The sequence below is a fragment of the Fructilactobacillus vespulae genome, assembly GCF_047324295.1.
In the GTDB taxonomy this organism is placed as follows: Bacteria; Bacillota; Bacilli; order Lactobacillales; family Lactobacillaceae; genus Fructilactobacillus; species Fructilactobacillus vespulae.
In genome coordinates this window covers 38,602-62,573 of the sequence record NZ_CP137138.1, presented here as the reverse complement: position 1 = coordinate 62,573, position 23,972 = coordinate 38,602, and the positions used below count along the sequence as shown (strand labels likewise).

At 35.9% G+C, this 23,972-nt stretch carries 29 protein-coding genes; 28 read left to right on the top strand and 1 reads right to left on the bottom strand.

The genetic code is table 11. The features are described from left to right. Positions 1-5: 5 nt before the first annotated feature. From R4B61_RS00320 to mscL, 14 genes are all read left to right on the top strand, one after another. Positions 6-1,013, top strand: a complete 1,008-nt coding sequence (locus R4B61_RS00320; protein ID WP_413627681.1) for a hypothetical protein — start codon at positions 6-8, stop codon at positions 1,011-1,013. Next, complete coding sequence (locus tag R4B61_RS00315; RefSeq protein WP_413627680.1) at positions 1,010-1,351, top strand: DUF2577 family protein; 342 nt, start codon at positions 1,010-1,012, stop codon at positions 1,349-1,351. Before R4B61_RS00320 ends, R4B61_RS00315 begins: the two co-directional genes overlap by 4 nt. Continuing rightward, positions 1,351-1,737, top strand: coding sequence for a DUF2634 domain-containing protein (locus R4B61_RS00310; RefSeq protein WP_413627679.1), 387 nt, complete (start codon positions 1,351-1,353; stop codon positions 1,735-1,737). The genes R4B61_RS00315 and R4B61_RS00310 overlap by 1 nt, the downstream gene beginning before the upstream one ends. Next, entirely contained in the window at positions 1,727-2,869 is a 1,143-nt protein-coding gene (locus R4B61_RS00305) for a baseplate J/gp47 family protein (protein WP_413627678.1), read from the top strand. The genes R4B61_RS00310 and R4B61_RS00305 overlap by 11 nt, the downstream gene beginning before the upstream one ends. Beyond that, entirely contained in the window at positions 2,862-3,404 is a 543-nt protein-coding gene (locus R4B61_RS00300) for a putative phage tail protein (protein ID WP_413627677.1), read from the top strand. Before R4B61_RS00305 ends, R4B61_RS00300 begins: the two co-directional genes overlap by 8 nt. After that, a complete protein-coding gene (locus R4B61_RS00295; RefSeq protein WP_413627676.1) occupies positions 3,404-4,405 on the top strand; it encodes a hypothetical protein in 1,002 nt (333 codons plus the stop codon). Before R4B61_RS00300 ends, R4B61_RS00295 begins: the two co-directional genes overlap by 1 nt. A gap of 18 nt (positions 4,406-4,423) precedes the next feature. After that, positions 4,424-4,702, top strand: a complete 279-nt coding sequence (locus R4B61_RS00290; protein ID WP_413627675.1) for a hypothetical protein — start codon at positions 4,424-4,426, stop codon at positions 4,700-4,702. 1 nt (position 4,703) lies between these two features. Next, the gene (locus R4B61_RS00285) at positions 4,704-4,835 is read left to right on the top strand and encodes an XkdX family protein (RefSeq protein WP_413627674.1); all 132 of its coding nucleotides are present in this window, start codon (positions 4,704-4,706) and stop codon (positions 4,833-4,835) included. Between the two features lie 33 nt (positions 4,836-4,868). After that, positions 4,869-5,258 (top strand): hypothetical protein, encoded by a 390-nt coding sequence (locus R4B61_RS00280; protein ID WP_413627673.1) that lies wholly within the window; start codon positions 4,869-4,871, stop codon positions 5,256-5,258. Further along, positions 5,255-5,512, top strand: a complete 258-nt coding sequence (locus tag R4B61_RS00275) for a hypothetical protein (RefSeq protein WP_413627672.1) — start codon at positions 5,255-5,257, stop codon at positions 5,510-5,512. The genes R4B61_RS00280 and R4B61_RS00275 overlap by 4 nt, the downstream gene beginning before the upstream one ends. Continuing rightward, positions 5,512-5,895 (top strand): phage holin, LLH family, encoded by a 384-nt coding sequence (locus R4B61_RS00270; RefSeq protein ID WP_413627671.1) that lies wholly within the window; start codon positions 5,512-5,514, stop codon positions 5,893-5,895. The genes R4B61_RS00275 and R4B61_RS00270 overlap by 1 nt, the downstream gene beginning before the upstream one ends. After that, positions 5,895-6,899 (top strand): GH25 family lysozyme, encoded by a 1,005-nt coding sequence (locus R4B61_RS00265; RefSeq protein WP_413627670.1) that lies wholly within the window; start codon positions 5,895-5,897, stop codon positions 6,897-6,899. The genes R4B61_RS00270 and R4B61_RS00265 overlap by 1 nt, the downstream gene beginning before the upstream one ends. A 462-nt stretch (positions 6,900-7,361) precedes the next feature. Beyond that, positions 7,362-7,616, top strand: coding sequence for a hypothetical protein (locus tag R4B61_RS00260; protein ID WP_413627669.1), 255 nt, complete (start codon positions 7,362-7,364; stop codon positions 7,614-7,616). A gap of 389 nt (positions 7,617-8,005) precedes the next feature. Then, positions 8,006-8,386, top strand: a complete 381-nt coding sequence (gene mscL, locus R4B61_RS00255; protein WP_413627668.1) for a large-conductance mechanosensitive channel protein MscL — start codon at positions 8,006-8,008, stop codon at positions 8,384-8,386. Here the strand turns inward: mscL and helD are convergent. After that, positions 8,383-10,671, bottom strand: coding sequence for an RNA polymerase recycling motor HelD (helD, locus tag R4B61_RS00250; protein ID WP_413627667.1), 2,289 nt, complete (start codon positions 10,669-10,671; stop codon positions 8,383-8,385). The genes mscL and helD overlap by 4 nt on opposite strands. A 302-nt stretch (positions 10,672-10,973) precedes the next feature. Here helD and trpS point away from each other — a divergent pair, with 302 nt between their 5' ends. The 14 genes from trpS (at position 10,974) to purR (ending at position 23,970) form a co-directional block, all read left to right on the top strand. Then, on the top strand, positions 10,974-11,993 hold the full coding sequence (gene trpS / locus R4B61_RS00245) for a tryptophan--tRNA ligase (RefSeq protein WP_413627666.1): 1,020 nt from the start codon (positions 10,974-10,976) through the stop codon (positions 11,991-11,993). Between the two features lie 26 nt (positions 11,994-12,019). Further along, positions 12,020-12,943: an exopolyphosphatase gene (locus tag R4B61_RS00240; protein WP_413627665.1), complete on the top strand. Its 924-nt coding sequence runs from the start codon at positions 12,020-12,022 to the stop codon at positions 12,941-12,943. A 26-nt stretch (positions 12,944-12,969) separates the two neighbouring features. Then, positions 12,970-14,226, top strand: coding sequence for a hydroxymethylglutaryl-CoA reductase, degradative (locus tag R4B61_RS00235; RefSeq protein WP_413627664.1), 1,257 nt, complete (start codon positions 12,970-12,972; stop codon positions 14,224-14,226). Between the two features lies 1 nt (position 14,227). Further along, a complete protein-coding gene (locus tag R4B61_RS00230) occupies positions 14,228-15,190 on the top strand; it encodes an IpaB/EvcA family protein (protein ID WP_413627663.1) in 963 nt (320 codons plus the stop codon). A 15-nt stretch (positions 15,191-15,205) separates the two neighbouring features. Continuing rightward, positions 15,206-15,910: an NAD-dependent protein deacylase gene (locus tag R4B61_RS00225; protein ID WP_413627662.1), complete on the top strand. Its 705-nt coding sequence runs from the start codon at positions 15,206-15,208 to the stop codon at positions 15,908-15,910. A 3-nt stretch (positions 15,911-15,913) separates the two neighbouring features. Further along, entirely contained in the window at positions 15,914-16,750 is an 837-nt protein-coding gene (locus tag R4B61_RS00220; RefSeq protein WP_413627661.1) for a DUF72 domain-containing protein, read from the top strand. A gap of 72 nt (positions 16,751-16,822) precedes the next feature. Further along, positions 16,823-18,859 (top strand): methionine--tRNA ligase, encoded by a 2,037-nt coding sequence (gene metG / locus R4B61_RS00215; RefSeq protein ID WP_413627660.1) that lies wholly within the window; start codon positions 16,823-16,825, stop codon positions 18,857-18,859. A 71-nt stretch (positions 18,860-18,930) separates the two neighbouring features. Further along, a complete protein-coding gene (locus R4B61_RS00210; RefSeq protein WP_413627659.1) occupies positions 18,931-19,704 on the top strand; it encodes a TatD family hydrolase in 774 nt (257 codons plus the stop codon). Next, positions 19,705-20,253 (top strand): ribonuclease M5, encoded by a 549-nt coding sequence (gene rnmV, locus R4B61_RS00205; protein ID WP_413627658.1) that lies wholly within the window; start codon positions 19,705-19,707, stop codon positions 20,251-20,253. A gap of 12 nt (positions 20,254-20,265) precedes the next feature. After that, positions 20,266-21,156, top strand: a complete 891-nt coding sequence (gene rsmA, locus R4B61_RS00200; protein ID WP_413627657.1) for a 16S rRNA (adenine(1518)-N(6)/adenine(1519)-N(6))-dimethyltransferase RsmA — start codon at positions 20,266-20,268, stop codon at positions 21,154-21,156. A gap of 67 nt (positions 21,157-21,223) precedes the next feature. Then, positions 21,224-21,448, top strand: coding sequence for a Veg family protein (locus tag R4B61_RS00195; protein ID WP_413627656.1), 225 nt, complete (start codon positions 21,224-21,226; stop codon positions 21,446-21,448). 77 nt (positions 21,449-21,525) lie between these two features. Beyond that, the gene (locus R4B61_RS00190) at positions 21,526-22,224 is read left to right on the top strand and encodes a metal ABC transporter ATP-binding protein (RefSeq protein ID WP_413627655.1); all 699 of its coding nucleotides are present in this window, start codon (positions 21,526-21,528) and stop codon (positions 22,222-22,224) included. After that, positions 22,217-23,014, top strand: a complete 798-nt coding sequence (locus R4B61_RS00185; protein WP_413627654.1) for a metal ABC transporter permease — start codon at positions 22,217-22,219, stop codon at positions 23,012-23,014. The genes R4B61_RS00190 and R4B61_RS00185 overlap by 8 nt, the downstream gene beginning before the upstream one ends. 125 nt (positions 23,015-23,139) lie before the next feature. Continuing rightward, entirely contained in the window at positions 23,140-23,970 is an 831-nt protein-coding gene (purR, locus tag R4B61_RS00180) for a pur operon repressor (RefSeq protein ID WP_413627653.1), read from the top strand. The last annotated feature ends 2 nt before the right edge of the window (positions 23,971-23,972 follow it).

The following is a 23,972-nucleotide window of genomic DNA, read 5'->3' as shown; positions in this document are numbered from 1 at the left end:
TTTTTATGGTTTATAATTCAATGAAAGAAAAATTCAGTAATAGGATAAGTAAACTTCAAATATGGAGTAGGACTGATAATACATTAAGAGATGTATCAAGCAGTGCTAGTGATATTACTTGGAAGACAGATTTAACCACTGCAACAGAATTAACATTTAATTTTGTTAAATCAAAGAATTCATTTACTCCAAATAATGGAGACCAGGTTTCTTTTGCTTGGAATGGTGATCAAGTTTTCACTGGGTGGATTTTTAAAACAAAATTAACTAATGATGAAAAGTGGGAGATAACAGCTTATGCTAACTCTCGATATTTAAAAGGTACTGGTACTTACGTATGGCAGGCTTCTAGTTCAGCTGAAAGATTTGAAAGAATTATGAAGGACTTGAGATTAGAATATTCAATCGATGATAGGTCTAGCTATCGAGTAGCTGATGAAGTAACTGATGGAGCAACTTATTTTGATATGATTAATAGCGTAATAAAAGAAACGTTGCATTCTACACAGCAACGTTTCTTTTTAATTGATGATCCTTTTGGAAAGATAAAGCATGTTTCTATGGAGAATATGCAAACTGATTTGATGATTGGAGACGGTGCTAATTTATCCACTTGGAGTTATGACAAATCTATTGAAGATATGAGTAATATTATTCAAGTTATTCATGAAGACTCAAATACAAAAGAGCGAGAAATTAAAACGGCACAAGATGAACAATCAATTAATAATTTTGGTCCTCTTGTACATGCTGAAACAGTAAGTGGTGACGTTAATTCAGCTCAGTTACAAGATAAAGCTAATAGTTTACTACGTGAGAAAAATGGAGAAACTAGGACGTTAAGTTTGAAATCATTAGGAGATGTTAGGGTACGTGCTGGAACTAGTTTATCTTTATCTATTTCTGATTTATTTGATTCAGGAATAAAACAAAATCAAAGAATTTTAGTAAAATCATGTACTCATAATTTTGGCGTTGATTGGACCATGGATATGGAGGTTACTTTACTATGACAGAACAAACTGGAGACTACCTGATCGAGCAAATGAATTCACCAGGCGGGAAACCTTCTGATTATTCTGACGAAGTCTTTGGAAAAGTACAGAGTACAAATCCACTAACTATTTGGGTAAGCCAAAGTATTCAATTAAGTGGTTCATTTTTGGAATTAACAACAGAGGCTAAAGGATTAACGATTAATGTTAGTTTACCTGTTGGAACTAATAAAGAAGACGTGAATGGAACAGCAAGCGGAAATATCGTTATTTTTCCACCATTACAAGTTGGAGATCGTGTTCGAATGCTCCGAGTTCAAAAAGGTCAGCGATTTATAGTTCTAGGGAGGGCATAATGAACAACGAGGAAATGCAACAAGTTGTTTTACCGACTAAAACTTACGAAGTATCAAATGGACGAATTGTTAGCACAGTTGATGGGATTGAAGCTATGAGTCAATGCATTCAAAAAGCATTAATGACGGCTAGATTTTCTGTTCCTTGGTTAAGTCCTAACTATGGTACTGACATTTACAATTTAATTGGTAAATCATTAGATTACGCAAAAATGGAAGTTGAACGGATGTTAAAAGAAACTTTTATCAGTGATAAGAGAATTACTGAAGTTAAAATTACATCGCTAGAAACTTTTGAAAAAAATACATTAATTGTAAAAGCTGATATTAAAACAATTTTTGGAAATTTAAGTATTGAAAAGGAGGTTAAATCTGATGTCGCCTAATGAGTTATTAGAAGAATTACAAAAAATGGACTTTGAATATTTTATGCAAAAAGCATTAGAACGTGTTCCTGATAACATTGATAAACGAGAAGGATCAGTTATTTATGATGCTTTAGCACCTGCCTGCTATAACATGGCAGAAGTTACTCTTAATTTTTATAACATGAATTTAAATAGTTACGTTCAAACTGCGGTAGGAGAATTTTTAGACTATCGAGCCATTGAACGCGGAATGAAAAGAAAAGCAGCTACTAATGCTAAAGTAGCTGCTTCTTTTATTGACAGTAATGGAAAACCAATTGATATTGATTTGAAAACTCGTTTTTCATCAGTTGGAAATAGCCCAATTTATTATCAAGTTATTGAAAAAGTATTACCGGGTAAATATATTCTTGAGTCTGAAGAGGTAGGTCAAGTTGCTAATAAATATACTGGTCAAATTCTTCCAATTTCAAACATTAATGGATTTGGTTTTGGCGAAGTAACCAAGGTAGAAGTTCCAGCAAGAGATATTGAAAGTGACGATGAATTACGAACACGAATTCTAGAATCAAATGTTTTCTCCGAATATGGCGGAAATGTATCTGACTACATTAAAATTATTAAATCGATGAAAGACGTTGGCGCTGTTCAAGTTTATCCAACTTGGAATGGTGGCGGAACGGTTAAATTAGTAATTGTCGATAATAACTTCAACATACCAAGTATTAAATTAGTTAAAGATACACAAGAAGTTATCGATCCAACTGATAATCAAGGAAATGGTTATGGAATTGCACCAATTGGACATAAGGTTACTGTTGATGGTCCAACTGCTAGAACGTTAGATTTTAGCTTGTCTATTGATTTGGATGATGGGTTGAGCTCGTCAGATTTAAACCCACAAATAACTAAAGCGATAAATGATTTCATCGATAGTTTGAAACGAACTAAATGGAATGAATTGAGAAATGAAAGAAGTTATCAAATGATTATTTATCGAAGCCAATTGATTTCAGCATTATTAAAAATCGAAGGAATTTTAAATGTTTCAAAGATAAAAATTAATAATCAGGAAAAAGACATTAAACTTACTTTTGACAATAAGTTACAAGAATTGCCAGTGGTTGGGAGTGTTGTTGTAAATGCCTAAAACAATTAGATTAAAAGAATTGATACCTGATTTTTATAGCGATGTATTAGAAATGAATACTCTTTTGAATGTTGAACAATTTGAAATCGATGATTTAACAAAGATTTTTGAAAATCAGCAAAAGAATCAATTTGTAATGACAGCTGACAAACGTGGAATTGAAGTTTGGGAATCTTTAGTTGGTATCACAAGAAATCCTTATTATGATTTAGAAACTCGGCGTTATGACGTATTAGCTAGGTTATTACCGCCTAAACCTTTAACGATTAAGTACATCAGAGAATTAATTAAAACTTTAAATATTAATGCAAAACTTGATGTTGATGTAAATAATTTTCACGTCAACGCTTCTATGGAAACAACTGATCCAAATGCTGCAAGAAGATTGCAAAGCTTATTACGAGGACTATTACCAAGCAACTTAACGTTCACTGCATTAAATATTAGTACAGATAGTCCTTATCAAGAAAATCATGCTGGTATTGGTTCTATTAATGCCGTTTCTTACACAAATAAAGATAAAGGAGATAAATAATGACAGTTTACAAGCCGTGGTACATTACTAAAATGTTATCAAGTTCAATAACATCAGCTAATGTGTCTAACAATAAAATAGTTTTTAAATATATGTTTGGTTCTAATGATGTAATAGATGAAAAAGATTATTCAGGATTAACAAATGATTTAATTAATACTATTACTATTGATGACAAGGTTAATATTTCATCAACTTATGATACAGACGGAATTTTAACAATTACATCAGTATTTACTAACTCAAATGTAACAAAAGAGCACAAACTAAATACAATTGGTATTGTTGCAGAATATAATGGTAAAGAATTTTTAGCTGCCATTTCATCCGCAAATACTCCATATTTAATGCCGGTTTATTCTGATAATGAACGTGTTGAATATACTATTAGGGCTCAGCTTGGAGTATCTAATACTTCAGTTGTTGATTTGTCTTTAGACCCAGTTTCATTAGTAACAAATGAAACAGTTACAAAGATAAAAAATGAAACAGATAGAAAAATAAATGATAATTCAACTAGAGTAAATAAAGCTCAAACATCAGCTGACAATGCCCAATCAAGAGCTGATGATGCTTGGAATAGAACAGATGAATTATTTAAGAAAGGCGTTACAAAAGACGACGCCTATGGATATATGAAAGATTTAGAAAATAAAATTGACGGAAAATTATATAAACAAGACACTGGTTGGATAAAAATGAATTTAGTTCATCCAATAGTTCAAGCTGACGCTGGTCTTTGGTACAGAATAACAAACAACATTTTGTTTGTTAAAGGTTGGATTACAACTAAAGAAGACTATAACGTTGGCGGAAGTAATGAGCAAATTAACAGTGAGACATTCAATGTGAAAATTGATCAAGGTTTTACTTTTGTTCCCAACGACGGAAATGGATCACCGCTGGTATTGGTTTTTAGCAATGATCATCTATGCTTTAATTGGTGGCAACATATTAGAGCTGGTTATTACAGAATTGACACTTCTATGCCATTAGAATAATAAATAAAGGAGATAGTAATGAAATATTTTGTCAAAGTATCGAGCGAAAATCAAACTCAAAATATGATTCAAGGAGTTTATGAAAATCAACAGCCAGAACAATTACCGCAAATCGAAGTCAATGATGATTATGTTGATTATTTTAAACAACGTTATTTTGAATTTTATTTTGTTGAAGGTAAGTTAATCGAATCGCAACACCGAGATTTTAAAAACTTTAAACTAAAAAAAGAAAACGAAAACTTAAAAGCAACTATCGCTTTTTTAGCTCGTAAAGTAATGAACGGGGGTTCTTAATTTGAACACTTTCGAATTTTTGAAAATGCTATATGGTTGGGGTCAGTTTAACGACGATGATATTAAAAACGCACTAGATAAAGGCGACATCACAAAAGACGAATATAACGCTATTGTAAACACCAAAAATTAATGGTGTTTTTATTTTGCAATGAAAGGGGGTGAAATGATGATTAGAAACTTGATTAATGACCGATTTTTGGCAGTTACAAGCATTGAAATGATTGTATTAGGATTATTCCTTTCATCCGTTAGAGATGTGTTTTCAGAACCAAATAACATCCGTACTTTTTTAACTCATGCACAAGACCCAATTGTTTTTTGCATCTTAATTTCAGTTGGGACTTTTGGAGTTGTAGTTTGTATGTATGATATTAAGACTTATCGAGCTCATCGTTGGGCATTAACGTTACAAGTAGCCGCGTGGTCAGCTTATTTAGCAGTGTTTACTTGGCACGATATTCGTACTGGAAGTCCAATTGGATTAACTAGTTACTTTATTCTATTCATCATTTTTAGAGTTTTGGGCGAGCTCAAATATGGTAAGACTACATGAATTTTATTGATATTATCGTTGCTGTTGTCACCGCAGTAGGGTCTGGAACAGTCGCATGGATTACCGCAAAAAACAACTCAACTGCCCAAAAAGAAGGAATCTATGCCGACCATACTGAAAAGTTGTTTGACAAACTAGATGCAACTATTGATGAGAGAGATGAGCTAAAAGAACAAGTTAGTCAATTAAAGATACAAGTTAGTGAACTAACAAAGATTGTTGAAAGATTAAAAGAAGAAATGGGAGAAAAATAATGAGTTATTTAAAAGTATTTTTAGATCCAACCGTATTAGCTGTGGTTGCTGGTGTGTTAATTAAATTATTAGTTCCTTTGATTGATTCAATGCATTTAAACAAGAAAGAAAATAATATTTTGAATGCTACTAAAAGAGCAGTCACTTACGCTTCGCAACAAACTGGATTAGATAATGATGCACGTAGAAAATTAGCAGAAGAGTCAGTACTTGAATGGGTACAACAACACAATGTAAAGATTGATGCTCAATCTGTTTCAGAATATGTAGAATATTCCTACCAAATGCTTAAAAACGGCAAAGAAATTGATATTAAGCCTTATGCAGAAAAGGTAGCAGACACACTTATCGATAAAGGATTAACCAAAGGAGGAATTAAATAATGTCAGAAAATGCAATTGTAGTAGATGTGGCTAAGTTTCAAGATTACACCCAATCTTTCTTTCAAGGACTAAAAGACAACGGTGCAGAAGCCGTTATTGTCCAAATTACAGCAGGTTCAAAAGGCCATCCTTACTCACAAAACCCTTTGGCTGCATTACAAATTAATAATGCTAGAGCGGTTGGCTTAAACGTTCATGTTTATCATTATTCATATGCTTATGCTCATGATGACATGCTTACTGAGGCTCAAAACTTCATTGAAACATTTAATAGACTAGGTTTAGACAAAAATAATACCGTTAGTTTCCTTGATGAGGAAGATAGTGATAATAATCCATCATCAGCAACAGATGACTGTAACACTTGGTTAAATGCTGTTAAAGATGCAGGAATTAAGAAAGTTGGGACATATTCAATGGCAAGTTGGTTTACCAGCGGGCGCATTGATAAGGACCGTCTTATCTCGCCATTATTATGGGTAGCCAATTATGGTGGATCAGAACCAGGTGTTGATAATGTAAAATTATGGCAATTTACTGATAATTGGAACGGAGTAGACGCTTCATATGATTTTGACAACATCATTGCAGGAAACAAGCAATCAGATCAACCAGTAGTTGCTTTACAACCAGATAACGTTCAACCAACTCCCGAATGGAAACCTGTAACTTATACAATTCAAGATGGCGACAATTTAACTATTATTAGTCAAAAGACTGGTGATAGTATCGCAACAATTGTTGCCAATAATCCAGATGTATTTAATGGGGATTTGAACGCCACTATTTATCCTGGACAAGAATTAGCTGTTAATGATCGTGGTATGACATTTAACCAATTAGATGAAAAAACATACACGGTCCAAGATGGCGACAATTTATATGCTATTTCTCAAAAGATTGGTGATCGAACAGATACAGTGGTTGCCAATAACCCAGATGTATTTAATGGGAATTTGAACGCCACTATTTATCCTGGTCAAGCTATCCTTTATTACCGTTAATAATTAACCATTGAAAGGAGATGATAACTATGGCTAAATGCAAATCAAGAGGTAAGGGCAAAGGAAAAGGCGGAAAGTAACCAAATGTGATACGCTTTAGATGAATTATTAAATAAAATATGTTTTTGCTAATGATAATTAAGCTCACTCCTAATCGAGTGGGCTTTTTTATTTTGCGATAATTTAATAACTATGATAATCTATTATTATCACTTCGGTGATTATAAAATTTATTATTGCTAATCAGCTAAGGCTGGTGGTAAGAAAGTCACTATTCATCTAGTGGCTTTTTTACTTTAGATAAATTGATATATTATTCAGTATAATTTATAATAAAAAAAGTTTGTAAACGGTTGACGTTTTTTTAAAATTATATATAATGAAGTTACGAATGAGCTACGGTATCTCTAAGGAGACCGTCGCGATTAAACACTCTTCATTATTTTAGATGGAGGGTGTTTTTTGATTAATGATAAAAATTTTAAAACTATAGAAAATCAAATTGATATTTTAAAAAATAGAGGACTATCTATAAAAAATGATTCCGAAGCTAATCTATATTTATTGACAAATAATTATTACAATATCATTAATGGATACAGTAAATATTTTATGAAGCAAGGTACTGATGAATATATTGAAAGTGCATCATTCGATGAAGCAAAAGGAAATGTAAAAAAAGGAATTAATGATTTAAAAGAAGGATTAAATAATTAGCATTATATTGTTCACTTAAAATAGACAGTTATACGTGTACGCAATGTGTACAAAATGGTTATAAACGTTGATTTAACAGCAAGTAATAACCTCCGAAGCGGCTTTTAAGTTCTGTTTAATAAGATTTTACGACTTTAAAAACGTGGCTTAACAAGCGTTTCACTGTAAAAATTTAATTTTTGTGTACAAACGGTGTAAATTAAAAAAATTAGATTAGAAATGAGCTTAAAATTAAAATAGAATATACATAAATTGGAATATTAGTTTTTACAGAATTACTAATAACTAATATAATGAAACAAGTCGTTAATATATTCGGTAGCGTTAAGCTGCCAATTGACTTTGAAAAAAATAGTTACTTACATATTTGGTAGCAGATGGAGGAAAAAATGTTAAAAGAATTCAAAGAATTTATTTCACGTGGGAATGTAATCGATATGGCAGTAGGTGTTATCATTGGATCTGCCTTCACTTCAATCGTTAGTTCCTTAGTTAAAAATATTATTAATCCATTTATTGGTATTTTCTTAGGTCAAATTAATCTTTCAACTTTATCAGTTAAGGTTGGGGCAGCAAGTTTTAAATACGGTTTGTTTTTAAATGCTGTAATTAACTTTTTGATTGTGGCTTTTGTAGTCTTTCTAATAATTAAGTTCTTAAATAAAATGAACGTTAAAACTAGTAAGACTAAAGCTCCTACTAAATCAGAGCTTTACTTAAAAGAAATTGCTGAGTTATTAAAAAAGGACCAAAATAAAAAAGTTGACTAATCGTCAACTTTTTTTATTTTGAGTAATTTTTGTTGAAAGGCTTTTTCTGGAATCAAATCGGAAATGGTATTTTTACAGATAAGATTAAGCGAATGCATTGCTCTAGTCATGATGGTGTAGAGAATTCCTAGCGAATGAACGTTGGAATAGTTTTTCTTTGAAACATCCCAAGCAATCACGGAATCAAATTCCATTCCCTTAGCTAAATAGATGGGAAGGATTACTACTTGACTATCAATTGAGCGAGCTGAATTAGAAACCAGTAGGGAATCAAATTCACGGTTAACGATATTAAAAACGGTTTCTGCCTCAGCACGATTTTTAGTAATAACCGCAACGGTGTCTTTGTTCTCTAATTCCGTTCTAATGATCGACTTTAAGGTGTTTTCCATCTCTAAGTCGGTGTTAGTAATGAATAACTGGGGAAGTTCACCGTTTCGATTAAACGCCTGAATTTTATCGCCATCGCTTAGTAATGAACTAGCTAACTCAGTAATTTGCAACGTAGAGCGATAAGCATGATTTAAATTAATGAGACGGGCATTTTTAACGGAAATGGCATTGCTGAGCTTCTTTAATAATACAGGTGCAGTCTCCACATCCTTAAAAAGCGCTTGTTCACTATCACCGATCAAATTAAACTTAGCCTGATTAAAAATTAGTTTCAAATACATTATTTCTGCAATTGAGTAGTCTTGGACCTCATCGATAAATAAGAATTTAATTCGATTATTTTTATTTTCACCGGTAAAACGATCACGAAGGTAAAGGAGGGGAGCAGCGTCCGCTAACCGAATTTGATGAAATTCAAATTGTTCTTTGAACTCTGAAATATCCACATCCCATTGTTGTTGGGGAACCGGTGCCTTAACCCATTTTAGAAACTCCAGATATTGGGAATGAGCGTCCCAAAAATTATTATTGAAAATAGCATTGTAGACTGTCCGTAATTCTTCTTTAGCAATTTTATTAGCAATAAATGCTTGCTCTTCATCAAAGCTAGTGAATTCACTGGGATCTTTTTCACCTAAATAATAATGGTATTGTTCATCTGATAGTGAATCTAACTTAACGAGAACCCATTCCTCTTCTGCTTCGACGTGAATCCGCTTCTTAAGCGTTTTAATCAACTTATTCTTGGTTTTTAACAACTTATCCGCAAAAGGTAATTGCGGGTTTAAATCCGTGTATATTTGCTGAATTAACTTCTTAGAAAAGAAAATATCGCCTTGAAAATAAATATCGGTAAAGACGAGTTGTTCACCAGCCAGATTTTGCAGATACTGATCAATTTGTTCAATAAATGCTTGACTACCCTTAAATTCGTGAATAGCATCATTTTGGTTTTCTGTTTCAAAGCGACTGAATAGAGTTTGGACGCGAAGGCCTTCTAACCGTCGGGAGAAGAACTCTGCCAGGGTAACTTGCCGCATATTTCGTTCTCCTAAACTAGGTAAAACGTCTTTAATGTAGTTAGAAAAGAGCAGGTTAGGAGAAAATAAAATAATCTGTTCAGCGTTTAATTCTGTCCGGCTATGATAGAGCAAAAAGGCAATCCGTTGTAGTAAGGCAGATGTTTTTCCAGATCCGGCGACTCCTTGAACGACCAATAAATCACTCTTAGTGTCTCTAATAATGTCATTTTGTTCACGTTGAATCGTGGCAACGATATTTTTAAGTTGCTCTGAACTCTTGGAACTCAATTCGTGTTGTAACATTTCATCACCAACAGTTTCGTTAGTGTCAAACATATTGATGATCTTGTCATCATGAATTTGAAATTGACGCTTCTTCAATAGTTCCGTTTGCTGGATGCCGTTTGGGGTTTCGTAACTAACTTTCCCCAAGACCCCATTGTAGTAAATACTTGAAATAGGGGCACGCCAGTCATGGATTAAAAATTCACCATTGTCGTCAATTAGCGAAGCAGTTCCGATGTAGAGTTGATCAACATCGGGGAAATCTGCATCTTTAATGTCAATTCGGCCAAAGTAAGGAGAGTGTTTGAGACTTTTGTAGGTAGCCAGTTGTCTTTGGACAATGTTTTCGTCTTCAACTACCTTATTAACCAAGCTTCGTTGCTGTTGCAAATCGGCCTTGGTTTCAATTCGGTCATCCGCTTCTAAATAGTTAACGGAGGTATTGATCCCATAGTTTTTTTGCACCTGTTGCGCTTCGTTTTTAGCCGCCTCTACTTCTTGAATGGTGGTGGTAATCTTATTGGTTAGTAGTTCTGATATAAATGAGACACGTTGTTGTTCTGCTTGCTCATCTTTTCTTTCCAAATTATTCACTCCTTGCTTTCAATCGGTCATAATTCTAGTTGGAAAAAATACCGCTGTCAATTGCTTTGTACTTTGACATTTTGCCTTAAAACCCCTAAAATAACAATATATTAAGTAGCAGAGTCAACCAACAGAGAGATCAGATTTGCTGAGATGATCGGACGATGCGAAATGGAGTTTTAAAAGGGTGATTACCTTATAATTGTTAGTGGCATTTTATATGCAATTTAGGTGGTACCACGTCGACTGCGTCCTATTGATTTTTTATCAATGGACGCTTTTTTACTAGAAAGGAAAATATTATGACAAATAAAGAAATTTTTTTAACCGGAGACCGACCAACGGGAAAACTTCACATTGGACACTTTGTGGGATCATTACAAAATCGAATTAAGCTTCAAAATACCGGTGAATATGATCCTTTTATTATGATTGCTGATATGCAAGCTTTAACCGATAATGCTCGTGATCCAGAAAAAATCAGAAATAGTTTATTTCAAGTAGCCCTTGATTACTTAGCCGTAGGAATCGATCCTGCCAAGTCAACCATCTTTGTCCAATCTCAAATTCCAGCTTTAAATGAATTGACGATGATTTACATGAACTTAGTTTCAGTGGCCAGATTGGAAAGAAACCCAACCGTTAAAAATGAAATCAAACAAAAGAAGTTTAATGAAAGCGTGCCAGCTGGGTTCTTAACTTACCCAGTTAGCCAAGCCGCAGATATTACTGCCTTCAAAGCTAAAATTGTTCCCGTGGGAGATGATCAAGAGCCCATGATTGAACAAACTAGAGAAATTGTTCGTAGTTTTAATAATGCGTACCAAAAAGATGTGTTAGTGGAACCAGAAGGCTACTTCCCACCCAAGGGTGAAGGTCGAATCCCTGGTTTAGATGGAAATGCCAAGATGAGTAAATCACTAAATAACTGTATTTATTTATCAGATGATGCAGAAACCATCAAGAAAAAAGTAATGTCAATGTACACCGATCCTGATCACATTCACGTAGAAGATCCCGGTAAGGTAGAAGGCAACGTTGTCTTTACTTATTTAGATATTTTTGCGGATGATAAAGCAAAAGTTCAGGAATTAAAGGATCAATACCAAAAGGGTGGTTTGGGTGATGTTAAGATTAAGCTTTACCTAAATGAAGTCCTTCAAGGAATTTTAAAACCCATTCGAGAACGTCGTGAAGAATTTGAACAAAAACCAGCAGTGGTTTACCAAATTCTAGAAGAAGGTAGCAAGAAGGCTAATCTAATTGCAGAAAAAACGCTTCAAGAAGTTCGCGATGCCATGGGTGTTAATTATTTTAACTAGTTCAAACCAATTATGGAGGGATTCTAATGAAGAATTTTGTCATTATTGATATTGGTTCGAACTCAGTGAGAATGGCCATTTATCAAATTGATTCTAACGGTAAATACCAAGAAGTTAAGCGAATGAAAAATGATGCGCGTTTATCAGAAGGCATGGGAAGAGAAAATATTTTACAGTTTTCAGCCATGCAAAGAACGGTGGCGGCGCTAAAACAATTCAAAGCAACCTATAAAAAGATTCCCAACGTTGACGTGACCGCAATCGCTACTGCAGCGGTAAGACAGGCGCAAAATCAACGGGACTTTTTACAAAGTATTAAAAAGGAAGTAGGAATTGAAGTTCGCGTTTTAACTGGAAAGCAAGAGGCCTACTATGATTTTGAAGGGGTCTTGGATCGCGTTTCAGTTAAAGATTACGTTTTGATGGATATTGGTGGTGCTAGTGTGGAGATTGTTCATGTGCGCAACAAACAACCAATTAATTACGTTAGTATCCCAACTGGGGCCGTTAAAATGACTGAACATTTTAATTTAAAAGATCGCATTGCCGCAGCCAATTTATTTGCTGCCCAACAATACATTATTGAGATGTACAGCAAGATTAGTTGGATGAGTCATCCCATGCACTATCCAATTGTGTTAATCGGTGGGGCAGCTCGAACACTGGCACGGATTAATCGACAACATCAACATTTTAAAAATATTGATAGTATCCAAAATTATCAGCTAACTAGAAAACAAGTTAACGCCACGATGCGTTTATTTTTAAACGATAACTTAAAAGAACGACGTCAAATTAGTGGTTTAGAAGGTAACCGGGCAGATGTAATTGTGGGCGGATTAATTAACTTAACCTCAATTATGGATTTCATCGATTCTAAACGCGTGATTTTTTCTGAAGGTGGCGTTCGTGAAGGAGTCATTAACGAATATATTTCTAAAAATAGTTAAGGACTGCGCGAAGGGAAGTAATTAACATGACAAATTTTAGTGGATTTTTCAAAAAAAGTTACCAAGAAAGATTGGCATTGATTGCCGAGGCAACCCAATTAGATCCGGTTAGTTTAAAAACGGTCGAAAATAATTTTGAAGCAGTCGGTAATGATTTAATTGAAAACTATTTAACTGATTACGGTCTTCCAGAAGGAATTGCGACGAACTTTCGCGTGAACGAAAAGTCGTACTTGGTTCCAATGGTAACGGAAGAACCGTCTGTGATTGCTGCTGCCAGTAATGGAGCTAAGATGCTCTTGGATGGTGGTGGGATTACGGCCACTGCTGAAGGTCGGGTTCTAACTGGAGAAGTGATTTTAAAAACCAATAATATTTTAGGAATTCAAGAGTGGTTTGATGAACACAAAGAATTTCTAATTCAAACTGCCTTAGATGCTCATCCAAGCATTGTAAATCATGGTGGGATTAAAGATATTCAGTTCAACATGATTGATGAAGAACACGTTTCATTTGAGTTATTCGTCGACGTGGGTGATGCAATGGGAGCTAATACCATTAACTCCATGCTAGAAGCAGTTGCCAAAATGGTGGAAATCAATCTCGGTCAAGAAGTTTTGATGAGCATTCTTTCTAATTATGGTGATTACAACATTGTGGTTGCCACTGGAATCGTTCCCTTTGATGTATTACAACGAGGAGAATTATCCGGAGAAGAGGTCGCTAAAAAAATTGAAGAGGCCGCAAACGTTGCCAACATCTATCCCAAACGTGCTGCAACGCACAACAAGGGGATTATGAACGGAATCGATGCCGTCGTAGTTGCTACGGGAAATGATTGGCGAGCAGTTGAAGCATCTACTCATTCCTACGCAGCGAGAAAGGGTTCTTATAAAGGGCTTTCAAACTGGCGTGTGACTGACGCAGGTTTAGAGGGAAGAATTAAACTACCAATTCCAACTGGAATCGTTGGGGGAGCCACGCACGTCTTACCAATGAGCAAAATTAACTACGAAATTTTAAACGTTAATTCGGCACTAGAAATGATGAATTTACTAGCAGCCGTTGGATTAGCACAAAACCTGGCTGCCTTAAAAGCCTTAGTAACGGATGGAATTCAACGCGGTCATATGCGTTTACAACTAAAGTCGCTGGCAATTACCGCAGGCGCTCAAGAAAATGAAGTCAAAAAAGTGGTTACTGAACTAGCCCAATTGGCAGCTTCAGAACAAAACTTAGAAAATACCCAGAAAATATTGAAAAAAATAAAAGGAGCTGAATAACGTGGCTAAAGAATTAGAATTAGGGAAGAAATCGCAAAGTTTATTGAACATGGTTGCTCACTTTTTCCCGGGAGATGTTCAAGTTCAATTTATTGGGAACCTTAAATCAGGCTATATTCGTCATGATCAAGCACAAGTGATGCAAGATGGTAAAAACTTATTTGTGCAAATTAGTGATCAAACCGAACCAGATTTTATTGCCACCCATGAATTGTTGCATCTATTGATGACCCTGCGTGGTTTTCCACAAGTATATTTCCCACTAACTACGGATGATTCTGAACTAGATGAACAAATTCGCTACATTGGAACGGAATTATTTGATACCATTGCGCACTTCGTGGTTTATTCCGAACAACGAAAACACGGATTGGTTAATGAACAAGTCGAACAAGAATTTATCAAAGGAGTTCGACAAGCAATCACTCCAGAACAAGGTAAAGTTGATAACGAAATGATTGTCAGAGTAGTGACTGTTTTAGATGCTATCGTCTTCTTTGGCGATAAGTTTGCAGATAATGAAACGGTATTTGTGCAAAACTTCCCCATTGCAACCGAAGCAGCCAAGCGGTTATACAAAATCATTACCGAAAAAGTGACCGATTCTCCATTTGCTGTTCGCCGTAACGTCGTTAAACTCTTTAAGGCTTTTGATGCCCAAATGAAGGCTTGGGATTTACCAGAATTGCACTTAACTGATTTTGCGATGGTAACTTCAATCTTTTCAGAACGTCAATTGGGCTTAAAGGTAAGTCAAGTTTTCAAACTTTACCATTCTGAATTGAAGGACAAAACTACCTTTAAACGAGCTTACGTTGGTTTTACTATTACGGATGACCAAAATTCATTTGTAATTGATGGACCTCAAGGCGAAAAGGTGGGAGCAAAATTTATGCAAACCACTTATGATAAAACGGTAAAAGAACTCTTTGATGAATTGAAGATTCCTTATTTAATTAGATAAAAGAGGCGATTTTTCATGACTGATATTCAAAGTCTATTTGATAATTCTAAGCGAATTGTATTTTTAACCGGAGCGGGAATTTCGACCCCATCTGGAATTCCGGATTATCGTTCTAAAAACGGATTGTATACGAATGATAAGACGAGTAAGCCGGCTGAGTATTACTTAAGTCATGAGTGCTTGGTAAAAGAACCAGCTGTTTTTTATGATTATGTAATTAGCAACTTAGACTATCCGGATGCGCAACCCAATGTGATTCATGAGAAGCAGGCAGCTCTTACTAGAGCTGCTCGAGCAACCGTGGTTACGCAAAATATCGATAATTTATACGAAAAAGCGCACACGGAGAATTTGATTGAATTTCACGGCAACCTAGGTCGGATTTATTGTCAAAAATGTGGTGTCAAAACCGATTTGGCGACGTATCGACACAGTATGATTCACGAAAATTGTGGGGGAATCTTACGTCCAGACGTAGTTTTGTATGGTGAAGGGATTAACGAACAAGTAGTGATGGATAGCGTCACTTCCTTACAAAAAGCAGATTTAATTGTGGTGGTAGGAACCTCAATGAGAGTCTATCCCTTTGCTGGATTGTTAGATTATCGTAATCCGGCTGCCCAGGTATTGGTAATTAACCAAGAAAAATTAAACTTACCAGAGCCGTTCATAATGGAACAGGGTAATGCCGTGGATATCTTTAAAAAGTTACGGGTTTAGCTAATGATTAAAGTAGGATTAACGACGTGGACTGATCATCCTGATTTAGTGGATGGCAAAAAACAAAAATTGACGTTGCCGGAATATACGGATTTTTTTTCGGTCGTTGAGATTGATAGCTCATTTTATGCGATTCCCAAAGTAGAGTGGGTGCAAAAATGGGCAGCGGAAGTTCCTAGGGACTTTAAGTTCATTGTGAAAGCTAATTTTGAAATGACCAAGACGCCGCAACGTGGGAAAGATCCGCTTAATGCTGAGCAACGTCAACAGCTTTTTCAAACCTTTAAAACGGCAATTCAACCACTAGTGGAATCGGGACAACTGTTAACCATCTTGTTTCAATTTCCACCATCATTTCTGTGCAACTACGAAAACATCCAATACTTGCGGTTGGTTAGACGGGAACTAGTCGACTATCCACTGGCAATTGAATTTCGTAACGCCACGTGGCAAGCTCCAGAGATTGGTCAAGATACTGATAACTTTTTAAAGAGTCTGCACATAACTGAAGTAGTGGTTGATGAACCGCACGCTACGTTAAACGGGATGAAAATAAATCCGGTGGTCACGAATCCAGCCTTGGTCTATGTACGCTTACACGGTCAAAACGAGCGGGAATGGGCGAAAGGGACCCGGGAACGTTATCGTTACCGCTATTCCCAACCAGAATTAGAAAAATTAGCGAAACTCATTTTGGGATTGGAAAAAAGAGCAGCAAAAGTAGTGGTTATCTTTAACAATAATACGGGAAAAGATGCCGCGGCTAATGCCCAACAATTAGAAGAAATTTTAAAGCTAAAAAAGCCCAAACGAATTGCAAAACAGTTAAACTTATTTTAAAGTAGAATTTGATATTTTTTAACGAATTTTCAGCATTAACAATTACGATTAAAAGGATAAAGGAGAAGCAACATGACCGAGAAGAAACCAACATTTTATGTTACGACACCCATCTACTACCCATCAGGTAGATTACACATTGGGAACTCCTATACCACTGTGGCAGCAGATGCAATCGCTAGATATAAACGTCAATCTGGTTTTGATGTTTTCTATTTAACGGGAACTGACGAACATGGATTAAAAATTGAACAAAAAGCCGAAAAGTTAGGGGTACAACCACAACAATACGTTGATAAAATGGCTGGTCAAATTAAAGAACTTTGGAAAGAATTAGATATAACTAACGATGACTTCATTAGAACTACGGATGACCGTCACGTTCAAGCAGTGCAAAAGATTTTTCAAAAACTACTTGATCAAGGTGACATTTACTTAGGTCAATACTCTGGTTGGTACTCAGTTTCTGATGAAGAATACTTTACTGAATCACAATTAGAAGAAGTATATCGCGATGATGAAGGTAACGTGACTGGTGGAATGGCACCAACTGGAAACGAAGTGCAACTAGTTAACGAAGAATGTTACTTCTTCAAGATGAGCAAGTATGCTGACTGGTTGATGGACTACTACAAAGCCCATCCTGATTTCATCCAACCTAGTTCACGGATGCATGAAATGATTAACAACTTCTTAAAACCAGGATTGGAAGATTTAGCCGTTTCTCGGACTACTTTTTCATGGGGAGTTCCAGTTTCATCTAACCCTAAACACGTTGTTTACGTTTGGATTGATGCTTTAACTAACTATATCAATGTCTTGGGGTACGATAGTGCTGACGAAACCAATTTTGAAAAATTCTGGCCCGCTGATTTACAATTAATTGGAAAAGAAATTGTTCGTTTCCACTGTATTTACTGGCCAATTATTTTGAAGGCATTAGACTTACCACTTCCAAAAGAAATTTACGGACATGGTTGGATTACCATGAAAGACGGTAAGATGTCTAAATCTAAGGGAAATGCCATTTACCCAGAAGATTTAATCGCTCGTTATGGTCTTGATGCAACTCGTTATTACCTAATCAAGGCCGTTCCTTTTGCAGGAGATGGGGTCTTTACTCCAGAAGACTTTGTTAACCGGGTTAACTTTGATTTAGCAAACGATTTAGGAAACCTCTTAAATCGAACGGTCGCAATGATTAACAAATACGAAGATGGTGTGGTTCCAGCGTATGTTGCCGGTGATGATCAAGCAAACCGCGATTTACAAAACACCGCATTAGCAGTTATTGATGAATACCACCAATTGATGGATACTTATCATCTATCCGAATCATTATCTGCAGTTTGGAAGTTAGTTTCTCAAACCAACAAGTACATTGACCAAACTGAACCATGGGTATTAGCTAAGCAACAAGCTGATGATGAAGCTGCTGCTGCTCAATTGCAACAAGTAATGGCTCATTTAGCAGCTAGTTTACGTGTAATTGCAGTATTAATTAGTCCAATGATGCCTAGTGCAGCTCAAAGTATCATGGAACAATTAGGTTTAACTGATGAAAAGATGGAAATTGCAAACGTTGCTTTAGCAGACTTGAAGAGTGGTCACAAAGTAGTTAAGAGTGGTCAACCAATTTTCCCACGAGTTGATGTGGAAGAAGAAGTTAACTACATTAAGAATAAGATGACCGTTTCAGATAAGACTAAGGGTCGTGCGGCAATGAAAAAGTCACAAGAAGAAAAATCCGGGGTAACAACGCTTAAAAACTTAAAAGATAACATTGAATTCCCTGATTTTGAAAAATTAGAACTTAAGGTTGCAGAAATTAAAGCAGTTGATCGAGTACCGAAGGCCGATAAATTACTTCGTTTCCAATTGGACGCGGGTGATAACGGTAATCGTCAAATTGTTTCTGGAATCGCTAAATGGTATCCAGACTTTGATAAGTTAGTGGGTCAAAAAGTAATTGTGGTTGCTAACTTGAAACCAATTAAGCTTCGTGGTGAACTAAGTCAAGGAATGATTCTTTCTGTGGAAAAAGAAAATGGTGATGTTCAACTGGTAACAGTTGCCGATTCACTAGAAAATGGAAGTACATTAGCATAGTTAATTTGGTTTCACTAATCAAGTTAGTGAAGCCTTTTTAATTTAGCAGTAATCTCAAAAGGAGGATGATCATGAAAATTTTTGATTCGCATACTCATTTAAACGGAGAACCATTGTTACAAGATGTAGATCAATATGTGCAACATGCTCACAAACTGGGAGTTGTTCGAATGGCAAACGTGGGTTCAAACTATGAACTAAACGAACAGGCCCTCAAATTAGCGCACCAATATGATGATATGTATGCCATCGTCGGTTGGCATCCCGAAGATTCGAAAAATTTTGATGCGGCAGCCGAAAAAAAGTTAGAAGAACAATTGGCTGATGAAAAGGTGGTTGCTTTAGGTGAAATTGGGATGGATTATTTTCAAACTACATCATCTAAAGAGGTTCAAGAAGCAGCTTTTCGGCGTCAAATTCAGCTTGCCAAAAATTTAAACCTACCTATATCGGTTCATAATCGGGATGCTTTTGAAGATACTTACCGCATTTTAAAGGATGAACACATTGAAACGGTGGGAGGAATTATCCATAGTTTTAATGGGGACGTTGAGTGGATGAAGAAGTTTCTTGATTTAGGAATGGATCTCTCATATAGTGGGGTAGCTAGTTTCAAAAAAACAAAAGAAGTGCATGAGGCAGCTAAACAAACTCCGCTTGATCGAATTTTGGTGGAAACGGATGCTCCTTATTTAGCTCCGGAACCATTACGCGGTCGCCAAAACGAACCGGCATATACGCTGTATACTTTGGAGGCGGTTGCCCGCTTTAAGGATATGAATCCGGATGAACTGGCACAGGCTACCTATGCAAATACAAATCGAATTTTTGGATTGGATAAATAGATGAAACGAATAAAAGAAGTAATTGTGGTTGAAGGAAAAGACGATACGAAAAGAATTCAACGCGCAGTTGACGCTGATACAATTGAAACCAAAGGATCGGCCATTGATGACGAAACTTTAGATTTAATTGACCGTCTAGCCCAAACTCGCGGAATTATCGTGTTTACTGATCCGGATTTCTCTGGTGAAAAGATTCGCCGAATTATTGCCGATGAAATTCCAGAGGCTAAGCATGCGTTTTTAAATAAGCAGGATGCAGTTCCCAATACACCCAAGGGTTCATTAGGAGTGGAGCATGCCTCCCCGGAAGCAATTAGAGCTGCATTGAGTAAGGTTTATACGGAAAGCAATGATAATCCCGAAGTAATTACTCAACAGGAGTTGATTGCTGCAGATTTAATGGGCAGTCACGCTGCAAAGCAAAGACGGCTTCAATTAGGAGAGCTTTTGCAGTTAGGCTATGTCAACGCCAAACAATTACAACGAAGATTGCGGATGTTTGGGATTACTAAAGCTGAATTTGAAGCCGCAGTTAAGCAACTAGATTAGGAGAATTGAAGAATGACTCAAGTTCCAGAGATTGGAAGTAGAACCAGAACCTTAGCGATTTTAAATAAGTTTAATTTAAGCGCTAAAAAAAGTTTAGGACAAAACTTTTTAAATGATTTAAATGTCCTTCACGGAATTGTGGACGCGGCAGAGATTACAAGCGAAGACAACGTGATTGAAATTGGTCCCGGAATTGGAGCCCTAACGGAACAGCTTGCTAAGCGAGCTAACCAAGTGGTCGCTTTTGAAATTGATCAAAACTTGCTTCCGGTTTTGGAGGATACTTTGTATCAATATCAAAACGTGACGATTTTAAACCAAGATTTTTTAAAGGCTAATTTACCAGAGGTGATTGCCGCTCACTTTAACGATGATCGTCCGGTAAAGATTGTTGCCAACTTGCCTTACTACATCACCAAGCCAATTTTGTTAAATATTTTACGTGGACCCGTTAAATACGAAAACTTAGTGTTTATGATGCAACGAGAAGTGGCAGATCGGTTATGTGCTAAACCCAATGATCATGACTACGGTTCATTGAGTGTAATTACGCAATACTTAAATGACGTGGAAATTGCAATCGAAGTTTCTAACAAAGCCTTTATTCCAGCTCCAAAGGTTGATTCTGCGGTAGTTAAATTAAGTCCGCAAACTGCACGGCAAGTAGTGGCGTTTGATGAAAAAGCATTCTTCGGTTTTGTGCATGGTTGTTTTATGCATCGGAGAAAGACGCTTTGGAATAACTTGCAAGGACTCTTTGGGAAACAACCCGAAGTTAAAGAACAAGTCGAATTAGTTTTAGAGCAATTGAATATTAAGAAATCAATTCGGCCACAAGGCTTGTCAGTAACTGACTTTGTGACAATGGCCAATGCGTTTCATAATCAAGGATTGCTTAAATAAAAAGTGAATCTTTTCACTTTACATATGTACTAGGTGGTGTTATAATCTGCTCTAAGAGGTGATTTGTATGAGTTTACCAGATATTAAGAGTTGGATACAAGACCACCTTGGCAGCAATATTAAAGTTGTTGAACAAGCTGGCAGAAAACGTACAAATGAATATGAAGGAGTGCTTTCTGAAGCTTTTCCAGCAGTATTCATCGTGGATTTAAAATCCGCAGAACAACCTGCCCATGTTTCGTTTACATATGGAAAAATATTAACTGAAGATATTAAGGTTGTATTCGTTTAAAGTTGATATTTAAAAAGACTGTACGGTCTTTTTTTTTAGCTTAAATATTGTAATAATGATTCCTTAAAGGAGAACAAATGTCTGAATTCATTTTAGAAACAAATAATTTAAAAGAGGAATTTCCCGAAAAAACCGTTTTACATGATCTTAGTTTTAAGCTCAAACGCGGCACCTTTTTAAGTATTGTCGGAGAAAACGGAGTAGGTAAAACTACCTTAATTAAAATAATTTTGGGCCAATTAAAACCCTCAAATGGAACCGTAACTTTCCCAGATAAACAGGAAAACATCAAAATTGGTTACGTTCCACAATTTAGAAACATTGATGATGAATACCAATTATCAGTTAAAAATTTCATTGGACTAAATTTTAGTGGCTATCATCTTCCTTGGTTGACTCCCAAGGAGAAACTTCGATTAAATAAAGTTTTACAACAAACTAACTTAAGTAAATTACAAAATGAATCCATGGGACAGGCTTCCGGTGGGGAAAAGCAACGAGCATACTTAGCTCAAGCACTTGTAAATGAGCCCGATTTATTGATATTAGATGAATCAACCGCTAGTTTGGATCCAGTTGCAAAAGAAGACTTATTAAATTTAGTTCGAGAACTTAACCAAAAAACGGCAGTTACGGTAATTTCTGTTACTCATGATATCCCGTTGGCGCAACAGTTTTCTGACGAATACTTACTATTGAAGTCTGATGGTTTTGAAACGGGACCAATTGGCCAACTAAAAATAACCGATTACGAAGGAGGCCAAGAACATGTTTAGTTTAGACTTTATGCGAAATGCCTATTTAGCAAGTACCATTATTGCAATTGTTTGTGGGTTCATCGGGGTGTTTGTGGTTTCTAGAAATATGCCTTTCTTAACGCACACTTTGTCAGAAATTGGGTTTGCCGGTGCGGCCTTTGGAATGTTTATTGGTTTAAGCCCCTTGGATGGGATGCTGATTTTCACCATCATTAGTTCGATCTTGGTGGGAAAAATGGGAGCCAAATCTTCGCGAAGAGAGGATTCCATTAGTGCAGTTTCCGGTTTATTTATTGGTCTAGGAGTTCTCTTTTTAGCCTTATCCAATAAAAGTGCTAGTTATGCCACTAATATTTTATTTGGGAGCATCGTGGGAATTAGTTTCAATGATGTTAAACAAATGATTGTGCTTTCAATCATCGTCTTGGTGGTCTTACTAGTAATTTATCGAAACTTGAAGTTTGATTCCTTTGATCCGATTGGAGCCAAGGCGCAACATGTGAACGCTAGTTTAATTTCCATCGTTTTCTTAGTTTTATTGGCCCTAAGTGTGTCAGTGGCTGCGCAAGTGGTTGGATCATTGTTGATTTTTATCTTACTAACTCTACCAGCCGCCAGTGCCAAGTACTTTGCAAAATCAGTTAGCAAAATGATTATGTATGCAATTGGTTTTGGTTTAATTGGGGTTTGGTTAGGACTTTATTTAGGATATATTACCAATTGGCCGGTCAGTTTCTTTATCGCTACAATTGAATGCCTAATTTATTTTATTGCCCTAGGTTTTAATTACATTAAAGAAAGAAAATAATCTCATTTATCAGCATTAAGTTAAAAACTTGATGCTTTTTTTATTATTTTAAAAAAATTAAACGTAAAATCCGAACATTTATGCTAAAATTTATATATGTGAAAAGAAGACAATGAGGTGAAAAAATGAAGATAAAACGTAGTGAACGATTAGTAGATATGACCGAGTACATTTTGGCTCGTCCCCATACTTTAATTCCACTAACCTTTTTTGCAAAACGTTATAGTTCAGCTAAATCTTCAATTAGTGAAGATTTAGGGATTTTGAAAAAAACTTTTCAGGATCGCGGAATTGGTCTAGTTGAAACGGTTCCCGGCGCTTCTGGTGGGGCAAAATACATGCCATACATTTTAAAAGAAGATGCCCGGAAGTTCATGGACGAAATGATTGAAATTTTAAACAACAGCCAACGACTATTACCCGGTGGTTATGTCTACATGTCAGATATTTTTGGTGACCCAGAAAAGCTTCGTTATTTAGGTCGGATTATTGCAACCCAATATCTAAACCAAAAAGTTGATGCGGTACTAACAGTGGCAACTCGTGGGGTTCCCATTGCGCAAGCAGTGTCAACCTACTTAAACGTTCCACTAGTTATTGCAAGACATGATAGTAACATTACTGAAGGTTCAACTGTGAACGTGAACTACATGTCTGGTTCAAGTAAGAAAATTAAACGAATGACTATTTCTAAACGTAGTCTGGATGAAGGCTCAAACGTAATTATCGTTGATGATTTTATTCATGGTGGGGGAACTATTAACGGACTTTCATCACTAATCAAAGAGTTTGATTGTAACCTAGTCGGAAGTACTTTCTTTGCTGAAGGTGCTAGCGATAAAGAACGTGATTTTGGTGATTACACTTCACTAGTTAAGATGGAAAACCAGCCTAACGATGAAATGATAATTACAGAAGGGAATTACGACGAAAAAATCTTTGGAAGCGGTAAGTAGGT